The organism is Mycobacterium sp. Dal123C01 (assembly GCF_052566995.1).
Window position 1 is genome coordinate 4,082,140 of record NZ_CP199580.1, and the last position, 15,936, is coordinate 4,098,075.

Here is a 15,936-nt window from a genome sequence, read left to right on the forward strand (position 1 = left end):
GCGGAGCAGTGACTTTCAGGACACGAATAGCGGTCGCTCGCGTTCGGCGTGGCGCTGGGCCAGCGTATCGAGCAAGGGATCAGACAAGTCGGCCAGTCCGACGGACGCTTGCGCGGCGGTGCGCTCGCACAAATCCGCCAGCCGAAACGTCAGCGCCGCCACGTCGGCCGGATCCAACGCCAGCAGCCGCTGGGCCGCGGTCGCCGAGCCCGTCATCGTGGTGTAGACGATCGCCAGCGCGCTCTGGTCGGGAGTGAGACCGCTCACGGCGCCGACCCGTCCGGCCGCCACGGCGAGGTGCGGCTGCGAACCGAGATCGCCCCAGCCGGCGTCCGGCCAGACCCGTCGTGCCAGCCTCGCCAACCCGCGGCCCTGGCCGCGCGACGCCTGCCGAGCCGCCGGCGCCGGTGTGCGGGCATCGGTCTCCTGATCGGCCTGCTCGGGGCCGAGGTCGCCGCGATGAACCGCCGCCGCGATCGACGCGGTGACCAACCCATTGCTACGAATTCTGCGGTGCAAGAACGCTTCGAGCGTCTCCACATTGATCACCAGGCCGCTGGTGACGGCTTCCTCCACGCCGCCGGAATGCACGTGGGCGCCAGCCGGCAGTCGTGAATCGGCCAGGGTGAGCAGCGTCGCCAGTGCAGACATGTGACTCAGAACAGGAAATAGCGTTGCGCCATGGGCAATTCGGCCGCCGGTTGCTCCTGCCAGACCTCGCCGTCGATCCGCACGGTGAAAGTGTCCGGGTCCACTTCGATATCGGGCAGCGCGTCGTTGAGCGGCAAAGCCGTCTTTCCGACGCCGGTGGTATTCCGCACGGCGACCAACCGCCGGTTAACCGCCAGCTTGTCGGCCAGGCCGGCCTCGATCGCCTGCGGCGCAACGAAGTGCACCGACGTGGCCGCCGCCGCTGCCGGCGCGGCACCGAACATCGGACGCGGCAGCACTGGTTGGGGCGTCGGGATTGACGCATTCGCATCGCCCATCGCCGCCCAGGCGATCATGCCGCCCTTGATCACTACGTGCGGGCGGACCCCGAAGAACTCCGGCTCCCACAGCACCAGGTCGGCCAGCTTGCCCGGTTCCACCGAGCCGATCTCGTGGTCGAGCCCATGCGCGATCGCCGGGCAGATGGTGTATTTGGCGATGTAGCGCCGCACCCGCATGTTGTCGGCCCCTTGAGAACCAGAGCCGTCGCCGGGCAGCGCTCCGCGCCGGCGCTTCATCACGTGCGCGGTCTGCCACGTGCGCAGTACCACTTCCCCGATGCGGCCCATCGCCTGCGAGTCGCTGCCGATCATCGAGATCGCGCCGAGGTCGTGCAGCAGGTCTTCGGCCGCCATGGTCGACGGCCGAATCCGGCTCTCGGCGAAGGCCAAATCCTCGGGCACCTGGGGGTTGAGGTGGTGGCAGACCATCAACATGTCCAGATGCTCGTCGAGGGTGTTCACCGTGTGCGGGCGAGTCGGGTTGGTGGAACTGGGCAGCACATTGGGCTGGCCGGCGACCCGGATGATGTCGGGAGCGTGGCCGCCGCCGGCGCCTTCGGTGTGATAGGTGTGGATCGAGCGGCCGGCAATTGCGGCCAGCGTGTCTTCGACGAAGCCCATCTCGTTGAGTGTGTCGGTGTGTAACGCCACCTGTACCCCGGCGGCGTCCGCGACGGTCAGGCACGCGTCGATCGCCGCGGGTGTGGAACCCCAGTCCTCGTGCAGCTTGAAACCCGCAGCGCCGCCCCGCAATTGTTCCCAGAGCGCCTCACCATTGACGGTGTTCCCCTTGCCCAGCAGCGCAAAATTCACCGGCCAACCGTCAAGCGCCTCGAGCATCCGGGCCAGGTGCCATGAGCCCGGGGTCACCGTGGTGGCCTTACTGCCCTCGGCGGGGCCGGTGCCGCCACCGATGATTGTTGTGATGCCGGACCCGAGTGCCTCGGCCATGAGCTGCGGGCAGATCAGGTGCACATGGCAGTCGATGGCCCCCGCGGTCACGATGAGGCCGTTGCCTCCGATGACTTCGGTGCTGGGTCCGACCACCAGATCTGGGTGCACACCCGCCATCGTGTCGGGGTTGCCGGCCTTGCCGAGGGCGACGATCCGGCCATCGCGAATACCGATGTCGGCCTTGATAATTCCCCAATGATCGATGATCACCGCGCCGGTAATCACGGTGTCGGGTGCGCCCTCGGCGCGGGAGGCGCGCCCCTGGCCCATCGACTCACGCAGTACCTTGCCGCCGCCGAACACCGCCTCGTCGCCCGCCAGTCCTGGTCCCCCGCTGCGATCTTCGGTGATTCCGGCGAGTAAATCTGTGTCCGCCAGCCTGATTCGATCACCGGTGGTCGGTCCGTACAGCTGGGTGTAGTGCTCCCGAGACAGGTATGCCATCAGATGTCCAGTCGTCCAGGTGGATTCAGAGTCAGGCCATGAACCTCGCGGCGCCCGCGCAATGGCACCAGCTGAACATTTTGGGGCACACCGGGTTCGAACCGCACAGCGGTGGCCGCGGGTATATCCAGTCGGTAGCCGTGGGCCGCGGCGCGGTCGAACGACAGCGCCGCGTTGGCTTGTGGGAGGTGGACGTGGCTACCGACTTGTACCGGTCGGTCACCGGTGTTGACAATCTGCATGTCGAGACGTGGGACGCTCGCGTTGATCTCGATATCGCCGCTGCCGTAAAGGATTTCGCCGGGAATCATGAGATCGGGTGATGTACGGTGACCAGCTTCGTGCCGTCCGGGAACGTCGCTTCGACCTGCACGTCGCCGAGCATTTCCGGCACCCCCTCCATCACGTCATCGCGGCCGAGTACGTCGCAGCCGCTGGCCATCAACTGCGCGACGGTGTGGCCGTCGCGTGCGCCTTCAAGAATGTGGTCACTGATGATCGCGACCGCCTCCGGATGGTTCAGCCGCAAGCCCCGGGCACGTCGTCGACGAGCCAATTCGGCGGCGTAGGACAGCAGCAATCGCTCCTGCTCGTGCGGCGTCAGGCGCATGTTTTGATCCTGCCATGCCGTCCTGGGGAAACCCTGTGGCGCCTGCTCAGCCCTCGCGGGGCTCGAGGTTCTGCAGCCGCACCTGTCCTCGCGCCACGACTTGATCGTGGTCGTCGGTGATCGTGACCAACCACAACTGCTGGCGGCGGCCGCGATGAATCGGCTCAGCGGCGCCGAACACCGTTCCCGAGCTGATGGAACGCAAAAAGTCTGTGTTGTTGTTCACGCCGACGACATTGCCGCCGCCGCGGGTGGCGAGCCAGGCAAAGGCGGACGCGCTGGCGATGGTCTCCACCATCGAGCAGTAGACACCCCCGTGCACCAGGCCCATCGGCTGCAACAGTTTGGGCGTGACCTCGAGCTGGGCGCGGGCGCCGTCGGGGCTGAGCTCGGTGAATCGCAGGCCCAGCTCGGTATCGAATGGTGCGGTGAAGTTCGGCGGGATCACCTCGTCCGGCGATGTTGACACGTTCTGTTGTCTACACCATCGTCAGTCCGCCGATCGCGGCTGGCCGCCGACCGGTGACAAAGAACAGGCGAGCCCCGTGCACTAAGGCACGGGGCTCGCCGATCGAGTAGACCGGGGGTCGCTGCAGCCCTCAGGACACTCCGGCGGTCTGTTGCGCTCGACCTCCATGAGTATGGCAAGGCTGCCCTAACTTTGCAAGGGGTAGTCTCGAACCACGCCGGCCGGGCGCACGTGTACTTGTGACCGGACAGCGAACCGGCCGGCTGTCGGTACGACGGTCGGTAGTAAGCCGGAGTACGCTGGTTTCGACACTCGGGAGATGAACGAACTATGGCCAAGCTGACACGGCTGGGTGACCTAGAACGCGCAGTGATGGACCATCTGTGGTCCACGCCCGAACCGCAAACGGTCCGCCAGGTCCACGAAGATTTGGCCGCGCGCCGCGAGCTCGCTTACACGACGGTGATGACCGTGCTGCAGCGGCTGGCTAAGAAGAATCTGGTGTCCCAGATCCGTGACGACCGGGCGCACCGCTACGCACCCGTGCATGGCCGCGATGAGCTGGTCGCCGGACTGATGGTGGATGCGCTGTCCCAGGCCGAGGACTCCGGGAGCAGACAGGCCGCGCTGGTGCACTTTGTCGAGCGTGTTGGGGCTGACGAGGCTGAAGCGCTGCGGCGCGCGCTCGCCGACCTGGAAGCAAATCAACGCAATACGCGATCGGCTGGCGCTAAACCGGAGAACTGAGGGACACTAGGCATGTGTCCGCGATGGCCTTTACTCTCCTCGCGGTGCTGCTGATTGGCCCCGCGCCAGCCCTGTTAGCGCGAGCGTCCTGGCCACTGCGCGCCCCGCGTGCGGCGATGGTGTTATGGCAAGCCATCGCCCTCGCCGCCGTGCTCTCGGCCTTCAGCGCCGGGATCGCAATCGCCACCCGGCTGCTGATGCCCGGCCCCGATGGCCATCCCACGGCCAGCATCATCGGTGCGGCCGGCCGACTCGGTTGGCCGTTATGGACGGCCTATATCGCCGCTTTGGCGCTCACCGTGCTGGTGGGTGTGCGATTGGTGGTCGCGGTCTTGCGAGTGGCGATCGCCAATCGGCGTCGGCGGGCGCATCACCGGATGGTGGTCGATCTCGTCGGGGTCGGACACGACGCCGCGCTTACCCACCCGTGCTCCCGCACCCGTGACCTGCGCGTCCTGGACGTGGCCGAACCGCTTGCCTATTGCCTGCCCGGCGTCCGCAGCCGGGTCGTGGTCAGCGAGGGAACGCTGAACAATCTCACCAACGACGAAGTCGCGGCGATCCTGACCCATGAGCGGGCTCATCTGCGCGCCCGCCACGACCTGGTTCTGGAAGCGTTCACCGCGGTGCACGCCGCCTTCCCGCGGCTCGTCCGCAGCTCCAATGCGCTGGGCGCGGTGCAGTTGCTGGTCGAGCTGCTCGCCGACGACGCCGCGGTGCGTGCGGCCGGGCGCACTCCCCTGGCCCGCGCGCTGGTCGCGTGCGCCTCGGGGCGGGCTCCGTCTGGCGCGCTGGCCGCGGGTGGTCCCAGCACGGTGGTGCGGGTCCGCCGGTTGTCGGGACGAGGCAACAGCCCGATGCTTTCCGCGGCCGCGTACTTGGCCGCGGCAGCCATTCTGGTGGTGCCCACCGTCGCGCTGGCGGTGCCGTGGCTCACCGAGCTCAAGCGGCTGTTCAACCTCTAGCGCGGCGCCCGGCGAATCCCTTTGGCAGACCGGAACTCCGCTGTGCCACAGTGTGACGGAAACCGTGTAGCAAAAGTTCTCCAACCTGAGAGGCGAAGACATGAGTTCGTCGGATACCCAGTCGAATTCCAAGACCGGTACGGCGCAGATCGGCGTTACCGGCCTGGCCGTCATGGGCTCGAACCTCGCCCGCAACTTCGCCAGTCACGGCTACACGGTGGCGCTGCACAACCGCTCGATCGCCAAGACCGACGCGCTGCTCAAGGAGCACGGCGACGAAGGCAAGTTCGTCCGGTCGGAGACCATCGAGGAATTCCTCGACGCGCTGGAGAAGCCACGCCGGGTGATCATCATGGTCAAGGCCGGTGACCCCACCGACGCCGTCATCAACGAGCTCGCCGACGCCATGGAAGACGGCGACATCATCATCGACGGTGGCAACGCCCTCTACACCGACACCATCCGCCGCGAGAAGGCCATCAGCGCGCGGGGACTGCATTTCGTCGGCGCCGGCATCTCCGGTGGCGAGGAGGGCGCGCTGAAGGGGCCGTCGATCATGCCGGGCGGCCCGGCCGAGTCGTACAAATCACTGGGCCCGCTGCTCGAGGAGATCTCCGCGCACGTCGATGGCGTGCCGTGCTGCACCCACATCGGTCCCGACGGCGCCGGCCACTTCGTGAAGATGGTGCACAACGGCATCGAGTACTCCGACATGCAGTTGATCGGCGAGGCCTACCAGCTGCTGCGCGACGGACTCGGCAAGACCGCACCCGAGATCGCCGACGTTTTCGCCGAATGGAACAAGGGCGACCTGGACAGCTTCCTCATCGAGATCACCGCAGAGGTGTTGCGCCAGACCGATGCCAAGACCGGTAAGCCCCTGGTCGACCTCATCCTCGACGAAGCTGAGCAGAAGGGCACCGGCCGCTGGACGGTGAAGTCGGCCCTGGACCTCGGTGTGCCGGTCACTGGTATCGCCGAGGCGGTGTTCGCCCGCGCCCTGTCGGGCTCGGTGGCCCAGCGGAAGGCCACCACTGGTCTGGCATCGGGTGAGCTGGGCGACCGGCCGTCCGACGCTGCGCAGTTCATCGATGACGTCAGCAAGGCGCTCTACGCGTCGAAGATCATCGCCTACGCCCAGGGCTTCAACCAGATCCAGGCCGGCAGCGCCGAATACGACTGGGGTATCACGCCGGGCGACATGGCGACGATCTGGCGTGGCGGCTGCATCATCCGGGCCAAGTTCCTCAACCGGATCAAGGAGGCGTTCGACGAGGACGCGGACCTGCCGACCCTGATCGTCGCGCCTTACTTCCGCAGCGCCATCGAAGCCGCTATCGACAGCTGGCGCCGGGTGGTGGTGACCGCCACGCAGTTGGGCATACCGATCCCCGGCTTCGCCTCGGCGCTGTCCTACTACGACGCCCTGCGCACCGAACGGCTGCCTGCGGCGCTGACCCAGGGCCTGCGGGACTTCTTCGGCGCCCACACTTACGGGCGAATCGACCAGGACCCAGACAAACGCTTCCACACGCTGTGGAGCGGGGACCGTACCGAAGTGCCGGCCTAGCGGGCACTTTAAGGTGAGCTAGGGAGCGGTAAAGGGTGGGGCGACAGCGATGAAGTTTCTGAACGGACACCAGCCCGGCTACGACCTGACCTATAACGACGTGTTCATCGTGCCGAACCGGTCCGATGTCGCGTCGCGGTTCGACGTCGATCTGTCCACCAGCGACGGCTCCGGCACCACCATTCCGGTGGTCGTCGCCAACATGACGGCGGTGGCTGGACGACGGATGGCCGAGACGATCGCGCGGCGCGGGGGCATCGTGATGCTGCCGCAGGATCTCCCGATCACCGCGGTGCAGCAGACGGTGGAGTTCGTCAAAAGCCGGGACCTGGTGCTCGACACCCCGGTGACGCTGGCCCCCGACGATTCGGTGTCGGACGCGATCGCGCTGATCCACAAGCGGGCGCACGGTGCGGCGGTGGTGGTCTTCGAGGGCCGTCCGATCGGTCTGGTCACCGAGGCGTCCTGCATCGGCGTGGACCGTTTCGCCAGGGTTCGCGACGTAGCTGTGACCGATTTCGTGAGCGCTCCGCTGGGCACCGAGCCGCGCAAGATTTTCGACCTGCTCGAGCATGCGCCGATCGAGGTCGCGGTGGTCACCGCCGCGGACGGCAAGCTCGCCGGCGTACTGACCCGCACCGGGGCGCTGCGCGCTGATCTTTACATCCCGACCACCGACACCGGGGGTCGGCTGCGTATCGGCGCGGCGATCGGCATCAGCGGCGATGTGGGTGCCAGAGCTCGTTCGCTGGCCGAGGTCGGCGTCGACGTGCTCGTGATCGATACCGCGCACGGGCATCAAGTCCGGATGCTGGAAGCGATCAAGACGGTGGCGTCGCTGGAGTTGGGTCTGCCGCTGGCGGCGGGCAACGTGGTGTCGGCGGAGGGTACTCGCGACCTGTTGGGCGCCGGGGCCAGCATCGTCAAGGTCGGCGTCGGGCCCGGCGCGATGTGCACCACCCGGATGATGACCGGTGTCGGCCGCCCGCAGTTCTCCGCCGTACTCGAATGTGCCGCTGCTGCAAGGAATCTCGGCGGACATGTGTGGGCTGACGGCGGGATCCGCCATCCGCGGGACGTCGCGCTGGCGTTGGCCGCCGGGGCATCGAACGTCATGATCGGCTCATGGTTCGCCGGCACCTACGAGTCACCCGGTGACCTGATGCGGGACCGCGAAGACCAGCCGTACAAGGAGAGCTACGGCATGGCGTCCAAGCGGGCCGTGGTCGCCCGCAGCGGCGCGGACAGCGCGTTCGATCGCGCCCGCAAGGCGTTGTTCGAGGAAGGCATTTCGACGTCGCGGATGGGGCTGGACCCCGCCCGCGGCGGCGTCGAGGACCTGCTGGACCACATCACGTCGGGCCTGCGCAGCACCTGCACCTACGTCGGTGCCTCGACCCTGGCGGAGTTGCACGAGCAAGCGGTCATCGGTGTGCAATCGGCTGCGGGCTTCGCCGAGGGCCACCCGCTGCCCTCGGGATGGTGACGTCGGCGCGCGGAAAGCACGTCGCACCCGATCCGGCCAGATGTCTTCGCTACCATGTGAATTTCGAGATCTTCTCGGCCCGCAGCAACGCGCTGCGCGGCATCAAGCGAAAGGGATGACGTGCCGCAGGCACCCGTCGAGCCCGTCGGATTCCGGGCAACGCGGCTACCCCCGGCTCGACTGTCGTCTCCTAGCCCATCGCGATAGCCGGGCCCGCCATTGAACGTCACCGCCACCGTCGTCAGCGTGCTCGCCGTTGCGGTGCTCATCTTCGGCAACGCGATATTCGTCGCGGCGGAATTCTCGCTGACCGCGCTGGACCGCAACACCGTTGACGCCAACGCCCGCAAGGGTGGCCGGCGTGACCGCTACATCCAGCGCGCCCAGAACCGGCTGTCGTTCCAGCTGTCGGGTGCCCAGCTGGGCATTTCGATCACCACGCTGGTGACCGGCTACCTGACCGAACCGATGGTGGCCGACCTGCCGCACCCATGGCTGGACGCTCTCGGCGTGCCGGACCCGTTGGCCGACGCGATCACCGCGTTCATGGTGATGGTGATCGTGACGTCGGTGTCGATGGTGTTCGGCGAGCTGGTCCCGAAGTACCTGGCAGTGGCGCGGCCGCTGTCGACCGGGCGCGCCGTTGCCGGTTTTCAGCTGATGTTCTCGCTCCTGTTCACCCCCATCATCCGGCTGACCAACGGAGCGGCGAACTGGATCGTGCGGAAGCTGGGCATCGAGCCCGCCGAAGAGCTCCGGTCGGCCCGCTCACCGCAGGAATTGGTATCGCTGGTGCGCAGCTCGGCGCGCAGCGGGGCCTTGGACCCCGCCACCGCCGCGTTGGTACGACGATCGCTGCAGTTCGGCGCCCGGACCGCGGAGGAGCTGATGACGCCGAGGTCAAAGATCGTGGCGCTGCAAACCGACGACACCGTCAGGGATCTGATTGCCGCGGCCGCCGAATCCGGATTCTCCCGCTTTCCCCTCGTCGATGGAGACCTCGACGAGACCCTCGGCATCGTGCACGTCAAGCAGGTATTCAAGGTTCCGCGGGCGGATCGCCCGCACACGCTGCTGACCACGCTCGTGCAGCACGTGCCGGTGGTGCCGTCGACCCTGGACGGCGACGCGGTGATGGCGGAGATCCGTGCCAACCCGCTGCAGACCGCGATGGTGGTGGACGAATACGGCGGCACCGCGGGCATCGTGACCGTCGAGGACCTGATCGAAGAGATCGTCGGCGATGTTCGCGATGAACACGACGACGCCACACCCGACGTGGTGGCGTCGGGCAACGGATGGCGGGTGTCGGGCTTGCTGCGCATCGACGAGGTGGCTGCCGCCACCGGGTATCGGGCTCCCGAAGGGCCATACGAGACGATCGGCGGCCTGGTGCTGCGCGAGCTGGGCCATATTCCGGCGGTGGGTGAAACCGTCGAACTCACCGCGCTCGACGGGGATGGCCTGTTGGACAGCGCAATACGCTGGCAGGCCGCGGTGGTTCGGATGGACGGCCGGCGGATCGATGTGCTGGAGCTGACCGAATTGAGCACTCGTAGCGAAACACCCGTGGAGCACGGCCAGCGATGAACGACACGCTCGGAGTGCTGCTGGCGATCCTGCTGATCGCGATGAACGCCTTCTTCGTCGGCGCGGAATTCTCGCTGATCTCGGCCCGTCGCGACCGCCTCGAAGCGCTGGCCGAGCAGGGGAAGAAAAGAGCGGTCACCGTGATCCGCGCCGGTGAGCAGCTGGCGTCCATGCTTGCCGGCTCGCAATTGGGCGTCACGATAGCCTCGCTGCTGCTCGGCCGGATCGGTGAGTCGGCGGTCGCCAGCCTGTTGCAGTCGGCGTTCGGGCTGACCAGCATGCCCACGGCGCTGCTGCACACGCTGTCGTTCGTGATCGCGCTCGCGGTGGTGGTGACGCTGCACGTGCTGCTGGGCGAGATGGTGCCGAAGAACATCGCGCTGGCCGGGCCGGAGCGCACAGCGATGCTGCTGGTGCCCCCCTACCTGGCCTACGTGCGGGTCGCTCGGCCATTCATCGTGTTCTACAACAAATGCGCCAACGCGATCCTGCGCGTCTTGGGTGTGGAACCCAAAGACGAGCTCGACATCACGGTTTCACCGACCGAACTGAGCGCGATGATCGCCGAATCGGTCTCCGAAGGCCTGCTGGACCCCGAAGAGCACACCCGGCTGACCCGGGCGCTGCAGATCGGCAGCCGGGTGGTCGGCGATGTCGCCGTGTCGCTTGCCGACATCCGGGCGGTACCGGTGGCGGCGGCGGGTTCCGGGCCGACAATCGGCGCTGTCGAGAGTGCGTTGGCCGAGACCGGCTACTCCCGCTTTCCCATCGCGGCCGTCGACGGAAGGTTCATCGGCTACCTGCATATCAAGGACATGCTGACGCTCGGCGACGAGCCGCAGACCGTCATCGATCTCTCGTTGGTGCGCCCGCTGCCGCGGGTGGCCACGTCATTGCCGCTGGCCGATGCCCTTTCGCGGATGCGGCGCACCAACAGCCACCTGGCGCTGGTGACCGACGGCCGCGACGTCGTTGCCATGGTGGCGATGGAGGACCTGGTGGAGGATCTGGTCGGCAGCATGCGCGATGCACAGTGAGACCGGCCGCCGGAAAGGGCGCCGGCCAGCCCGTATGATTGAACGGCGCCGAAGCAAGACGGGGCGAGGCGCCCGCGTGTTGCCGCAACACGCGCGTTGCCCGAAAGTGCTCCCCGGGGACGCGCCGAGAAGCCCGCGGTGAAGCCCATCAAGAGCCCCGTGACCTGCTGTTGCGGGTTGAACGAATAGGATCGGGCGGGCTGTTGGCCGGTAGGCTGATGGCGTAGCTAGTTGGGGCCAGTCGGAGGCCGAGTGGGACCAATGAGGCAATTATGGAGGAGAAAAATGACTGACCGCGTGTCGGCGGGGAACTTGCGCGTCGCCCGAGTGCTCTATGACTTCGTGAACAACGAGGCCCTGCCCGGCACCGATATCGACCCGGACAGCTTCTGGGCGGGTGTCGACAAGGTCGTCACCGACCTCACCCCGCAGAACCAGAATTTGCTGAACACTCGCGACGAGCTGCAGGCGCAGATCGACAAGTGGCACCGGCACCGCGTCATCGAACCGATCGACGCCGACGCCTACCGGCAGTTCCTCACCGACATCGGGTATCTGCTGCCCGAACCCGAAGACTTCACGATCACCACTTCCGGCGTGGACGACGAGATTACGACGACCGCGGGCCCGCAGCTGGTGGTGCCGGTGCTCAATGCCCGGTTCGCGCTGAACGCGGCCAACGCCCGCTGGGGCTCCCTGTACGACGCGTTGTATGGCACCGACGTCATCCCGGAAACCGATGGTGCCGATAAAGGCAGCAGTTACAACAGGATTCGCGGCGACAAGGTGATCGCCTACGCGCGCAAGTTCCTCGACCAGGCGGCGCCACTGGCATCGGGCTCGTGGGCAGACGTGACGGGCTTGAGCATCGCCGACGGCCAGCTGCAGATCGCACTCGGGGCGGAGTCCACCGAGTTGGCCAGCCCGGAGAAATTCGCGGGGTACAGCGGCGAGCTCGGCTCCCCCAACTGGTCGGTGCTGCTGGTCAACCACGGGCTGCACATCGAGATCCTGATCGACCCGCAAGCGCCGATCGGCAAGACCGACCCGGCCGGCATCAAGGACGTGGTCCTGGAATCCGCGATCACCACGATCATGGACTTCGAGGACTCGGTGGCCGCCGTCGACGCCGACGACAAGGTGCTGGGCTACCGCAACTGGCTCGGCCTGAACAGGGGCGACCTGTCCGAAGAGGTCAGCAAGGACGGCAAGAGCTTCTCCCGCGTTCTCAACGCGGACCGCACCTACACCACGCCCGACGGCGCCGAGCTGACCCTGCCGGGGCGCAGCCTGATGTTCGTCCGCAATGTCGGGCACCTGATGACCAACGACGCGATCGTTGATGCTGAGGGCAACGAGGTGTTCGAGGGCATCATGGACGCGCTGTTCACCGGGCTGACCGCCATCCACGGGCTGAAGGAAAATGACGCCAACGGGCCGCTGACCAATAGCCGCACGGGTTCCATCTACATCGTGAAGCCGAAGATGCACGGCCCCGCCGAGGCCGCCTTCACCTGCGAGCTGTTCAGCCGCGTCGAGGACGTGCTGGGGTTGCCGCAGGGCACCATGAAGGTCGGCATCATGGACGAGGAACGGCGCACCACCGTCAACCTCAAGGCGTGTATCAAGGCCGCCGCCGACCGGGTCGTGTTCATCAACACCGGTTTCCTGGACCGCACCGGCGACGAGATCCACACCTCGATGGAGGCCGGTCCGATGATCCGCAAGGGTGCGATGAAGAACACCGCCTGGATCAAGGCGTACGAGGATGCCAACGTCGACATCGGGCTGGCCGCGGGTTTCTCCGGCAAGGCCCAGATCGGCAAGGGCATGTGGGCGATGACCGAGCTGATGGCCGACATGGTCGAGCAGAAGATCGGCCAGCCGAAGGCGGGCGCCACCACCGCGTGGGTGCCTTCCCCGACGGCGGCCACCCTGCACGCGATGCACTACCACCAGGTGGATGTCTTTGCCGTGCAGAAGGAGCTCGAGGGCAAGAAGCGCACGACCATCGACGAGTTGCTGACCATCCCGCTGGCCAAGGAGCTGGCCTGGGCTCCCGAGGAGATCCGCGAGGAGGTCGACAACAACTGCCAGTCCATCCTGGGCTACGTGGTGCGCTGGATCGACGCCGGCGTCGGTTGCTCGAAGGTGCCCGACATCCACAACGTCGCCCTGATGGAGGATCGGGCCACGCTGCGGATCTCTAGCCAATTGCTGGCGAATTGGCTGCGCCACGGCATCATCACCGAGGAGGACGTTCGGGCCGGCCTGGAGCGGATGGCCCCGGTGGTGGATCAGCAGAATGCCGGCGACGCGTCGTACCACGCGATGGCGCCCAACTTCGACGACAGCATCGCGTTTTTGGCCGCCGAAGAACTGATCCTGTCCGGCACGCAGCAGCCCAGTGGCTACACCGAGCCGATCCTGCATCGGCGGCGGCGCGAACTCAAGGCTCGCGCCGGTGCCTGATAGGGGCCCAAACTGCGGCATTGCTTCTGATGACTAGACGCGGCGCCGATTTCAGCACGGGCAAGATGACGGGTCGACGGGAAGGCGGCGGGCGCCGGTATGGGTAGGCACAGCAGGCCCGACCGCGGGAAGTCGCCCGACGAGCCTTCCGACGACGCCGCCGACGAGGGGCATGACGCCGACGCGCACTTCGCGGATGACGACGAGCACCACGCGGACGTCGACGACGGTTTCGCGGATGAGGACTTGCCCGCCGGCGAGGACCGCTACGCCGGTGTCGGCGGCGATGAGGAATATCCCGAATTTCCGCCCCGGCCACAGAGCTCTGCGCCGCCGGAACCACGGCCGGGCCTCTTCCAGTCCGGCCACCGGGTCCTCGGCGATTGGCGGGGCGGTCACCGCAGCGCAGGCGGGCGACGAGGGGTCAGCATCGGCGTGATCGTGGCCCTGGTCGCGGTCGTGGTGGTGGTCGGGACCGTCATCGTGTGGAGTTTCTTCGGCGACGCGCTGTCCCATCGCTCGCACACGGCCGCCGCACGCTGTGTGGGCGGCAAGGAGATCGTCGCCGTCGTCGTCGATCCGTCGATCGCCGACCAGGTGCAGCGGTTCGCGGAAAGCTACAACTCGACGGCAGGCCCCGTCGGTGACCACTGCATGGTGGTGAACGTCAAAGGAGCCGGCTCCGATGCCGTCATCGGCGGCTTCATCGGCAAGTGGCCGGCGGAATTGGGTTCTCAGCCGGCCTTGTGGATCCCGGGCAGTTCGGTGTCGGCCGCGCGGCTGACTGCGGCCGCAGGCCAGAAGACGATCAGCGACAGCCGTTCGCTGGTGACGTCGCCGGTGCTGCTCGCGGTTCGGCCCGAACTTCAGCCGGCGCTCTCCAACCAGAGCTGGAGCGCACTACCCGGCTTGCAAACCAATCCGAACGCATTGGCGGGATCGAAGTTGCCGGCGTGGGGTTCGCTGCGGCTGGCCTTGCCGACCAGCGGCAACAGCGACGCCTCCTATTTGGCGGGTGAAGCGGTGGCGGCCGCGTCGGTGCCCCCCGGCGCACCGGCCACCCAGGGCACGGCCGCGCTGCGCTCATTGACCAGCGCACAACCCAAACTGGCCGACAATTCGCTGACCGAGGCAATGAACACACTGCTGAAACCCGGTGACGTGGCGACGGCGCCGGTGCATGCGGTGATCACCACAGAGCAGCAGGTCTTCCAGCGCGGCCAGTCGCTGTCAGACGCAAAGAGCACGCTGGCCTCCTGGTTGCCATCCGGGCCGGCGCCGGTCGCCGACTACCCCACCGTGCTGCTCAGTGGCTCGTGGCTGACGCCGGAACAGAGCTCGGCGGCGAGCGAGTTTGCCCACTTCATGCGTAAGCCCGAGCAACTGGCGAAACTGGCCAAAGCCGGGTTCCGCGTCAACGGCGTCAATCCGCCGAGCAGCCCGGTGACGAGTTTCGCCGCCCTGCCCGCCACGCTGTCGGTGGGTGACGACGCCATGCGCGCCACGCTGGCCGACGCGATGGCCGCACCGTCCAGCGGACTGGCCGCCACGATCATGCTGGACCAGTCGATGCCCGGTGATGAAGGTGGAAAATCCCGGCTGGCCAACGTGATCGCGGCGCTGCAAGACAGGATCAAAGCACTGCCGCCGACGGCGATCTTGGGGTTGTGGACTTTCGACGGTCACGAGGGCCGCTCGGAGGTCCCGATCGGCCCGCTGGCCGACCCCGTCAACGGCCAGCCTCGCCCGGCAGCGCTGGCGGCCGCGCTGGACAAGCAATATTCGTCGGGCGGCGGTGCGGTGTCGTTCACCACGCTGCGCCTGATCTATCAGGATATGCAGACCAATTACCGTGCTGGACAGTCGAATTCGATACTACTGATCACGGCGGGGCCGCACACGGACCAATCCCTCGACGGGCCGGGGCTGCAGAATTTCATCCGCACGAGCGCCGACCCGGCTAGACCGGTCGCCGTCAACGTCATCGATTTTGCCGCTGATCCGGACCGGGCCACCTGGGAAGCGGTCGCGCAGCTCAGCGGCGGCAGCTACCAGAACCTGTCGACGTCGGCCTCCCCCGACCTCGCCACCGCAATCAGCACATTTTTGGGCTGAAGCAGCGAGTCTGCCAGACACTGCAGCGCCGGATGCCCAGGTTGGCCCATTGACGCTGCACTTCCAACACATGACCCTGGAGCGCAGCGGCCATGTGCGCGTTGCCTTTTGGGCGCAACCGGGATCGTCGTCGAACGCGGATTGCGGCAGCTATCCGGGCCATAAGCGCAACGATATCGGGGGTGCGAGGCACCCCGGAAAATTTCGGCCTGGATCAACACTGGCGGTCAGCCGAGAATCGACGCATGGACGCGAACGCAACTACGCGCAGCGATGGCAATATGCAGCTGCGCAAGGGAATCAGCGTGAAATGACAACGTCGAAAGTCATCTTCGATCCGTTTGCTGGGGACGTTTTTAGCGACTGTATGACACGTATCGTCGGATCTGTGGCGGAAGAATCCGTCTATCGTGACGCGCAATAAGACAACTCGATCTCCTTGATTCGCAGACTGCGGCTTTGGCTGAGGCTGCTCTTCGGCCGCG

Annotated in this window: 14 protein-coding genes; 9 read left to right on the top strand and 5 right to left on the bottom strand. The window is 66.7% G+C overall.

Annotated elements, in window-relative coordinates; genetic code table 11:
• Nucleotides 1-15 precede the first annotated feature (15 nt).
• The 5 genes from ACTXG5_RS19280 to ACTXG5_RS19300 are packed head-to-tail and all read right to left on the bottom strand — an operon-like array spanning nt 16 to nt 3,469.
• The gene (locus tag ACTXG5_RS19280) at nt 16-651 is read right to left on the bottom strand and encodes an urease accessory protein UreF (RefSeq protein WP_445160316.1); all 636 of its coding nucleotides are present in this window, start codon (nt 649-651) and stop codon (nt 16-18) included.
• Nucleotides 652-656: 5 nt separating this feature from the next.
• A complete protein-coding gene (locus ACTXG5_RS19285) occupies nt 657-2,390 on the bottom strand; it encodes an urease subunit alpha (protein WP_445160317.1) in 1,734 nt (577 codons plus the stop codon).
• Nucleotides 2,390-2,701 (bottom strand): urease subunit beta, encoded by a 312-nt coding sequence (locus ACTXG5_RS19290; protein WP_445160318.1) that lies wholly within the window; start codon nt 2,699-2,701, stop codon nt 2,390-2,392. The genes ACTXG5_RS19285 and ACTXG5_RS19290 overlap by 1 nt, the downstream gene beginning before the upstream one ends.
• On the bottom strand, nt 2,698-3,000 hold the full coding sequence (locus ACTXG5_RS19295) for an urease subunit gamma (RefSeq protein ID WP_445160319.1): 303 nt from the start codon (nt 2,998-3,000) through the stop codon (nt 2,698-2,700). Before ACTXG5_RS19295 ends, ACTXG5_RS19290 begins: the two co-directional genes overlap by 4 nt.
• Before the next feature lie 46 nt (nt 3,001-3,046).
• A complete protein-coding gene (locus tag ACTXG5_RS19300) occupies nt 3,047-3,469 on the bottom strand; it encodes a PaaI family thioesterase (RefSeq protein WP_445160320.1) in 423 nt (140 codons plus the stop codon).
• A 330-nt stretch (nt 3,470-3,799) separates the two neighbouring features.
• Between ACTXG5_RS19300 and ACTXG5_RS19305 the strand changes: the two genes are divergently transcribed.
• The 9 genes from ACTXG5_RS19305 (at nt 3,800) to ACTXG5_RS19345 (ending at nt 15,875) form a co-directional block, all read left to right on the top strand.
• Nucleotides 3,800-4,216 carry a BlaI/MecI/CopY family transcriptional regulator gene (locus ACTXG5_RS19305; protein WP_445160321.1) on the top strand — a complete coding sequence of 139 codons (417 nt, stop codon included), beginning with the start codon at nt 3,800-3,802 and terminating at the stop codon, nt 4,214-4,216.
• Between the two features lie 14 nt (nt 4,217-4,230).
• Nucleotides 4,231-5,181, top strand: a complete 951-nt coding sequence (locus ACTXG5_RS19310) for a M56 family metallopeptidase (RefSeq protein WP_445160322.1) — start codon at nt 4,231-4,233, stop codon at nt 5,179-5,181.
• A 100-nt stretch (nt 5,182-5,281) separates the two neighbouring features.
• On the top strand, nt 5,282-6,751 hold the full coding sequence (gndA, locus tag ACTXG5_RS19315) for an NADP-dependent phosphogluconate dehydrogenase (RefSeq protein WP_445160323.1): 1,470 nt from the start codon (nt 5,282-5,284) through the stop codon (nt 6,749-6,751).
• A gap of 49 nt (nt 6,752-6,800) precedes the next feature.
• A complete protein-coding gene (locus tag ACTXG5_RS19320; RefSeq protein ID WP_445160324.1) occupies nt 6,801-8,237 on the top strand; it encodes a GuaB1 family IMP dehydrogenase-related protein in 1,437 nt (478 codons plus the stop codon).
• A gap of 219 nt (nt 8,238-8,456) precedes the next feature.
• A complete protein-coding gene (locus ACTXG5_RS19325; protein ID WP_445160325.1) occupies nt 8,457-9,827 on the top strand; it encodes a hemolysin family protein in 1,371 nt (456 codons plus the stop codon).
• Nucleotides 9,824-10,864: a hemolysin family protein gene (locus ACTXG5_RS19330; RefSeq protein WP_445160326.1), complete on the top strand. Its 1,041-nt coding sequence runs from the start codon at nt 9,824-9,826 to the stop codon at nt 10,862-10,864. The genes ACTXG5_RS19325 and ACTXG5_RS19330 overlap by 4 nt, the downstream gene beginning before the upstream one ends.
• 285 nt (nt 10,865-11,149) lie before the next feature.
• The gene (locus ACTXG5_RS19335; RefSeq protein ID WP_445160327.1) at nt 11,150-13,336 is read left to right on the top strand and encodes a malate synthase G; all 2,187 of its coding nucleotides are present in this window, start codon (nt 11,150-11,152) and stop codon (nt 13,334-13,336) included.
• A gap of 99 nt (nt 13,337-13,435) precedes the next feature.
• A complete protein-coding gene (locus ACTXG5_RS19340) occupies nt 13,436-15,451 on the top strand; it encodes a substrate-binding domain-containing protein (RefSeq protein WP_445160328.1) in 2,016 nt (671 codons plus the stop codon).
• Nucleotides 15,452-15,500: 49 nt separating this feature from the next.
• On the top strand, nt 15,501-15,875 hold the full coding sequence (locus ACTXG5_RS19345; RefSeq protein WP_445160329.1) for a hypothetical protein: 375 nt from the start codon (nt 15,501-15,503) through the stop codon (nt 15,873-15,875).
• Nucleotides 15,876-15,936 lie beyond the last annotated feature (61 nt).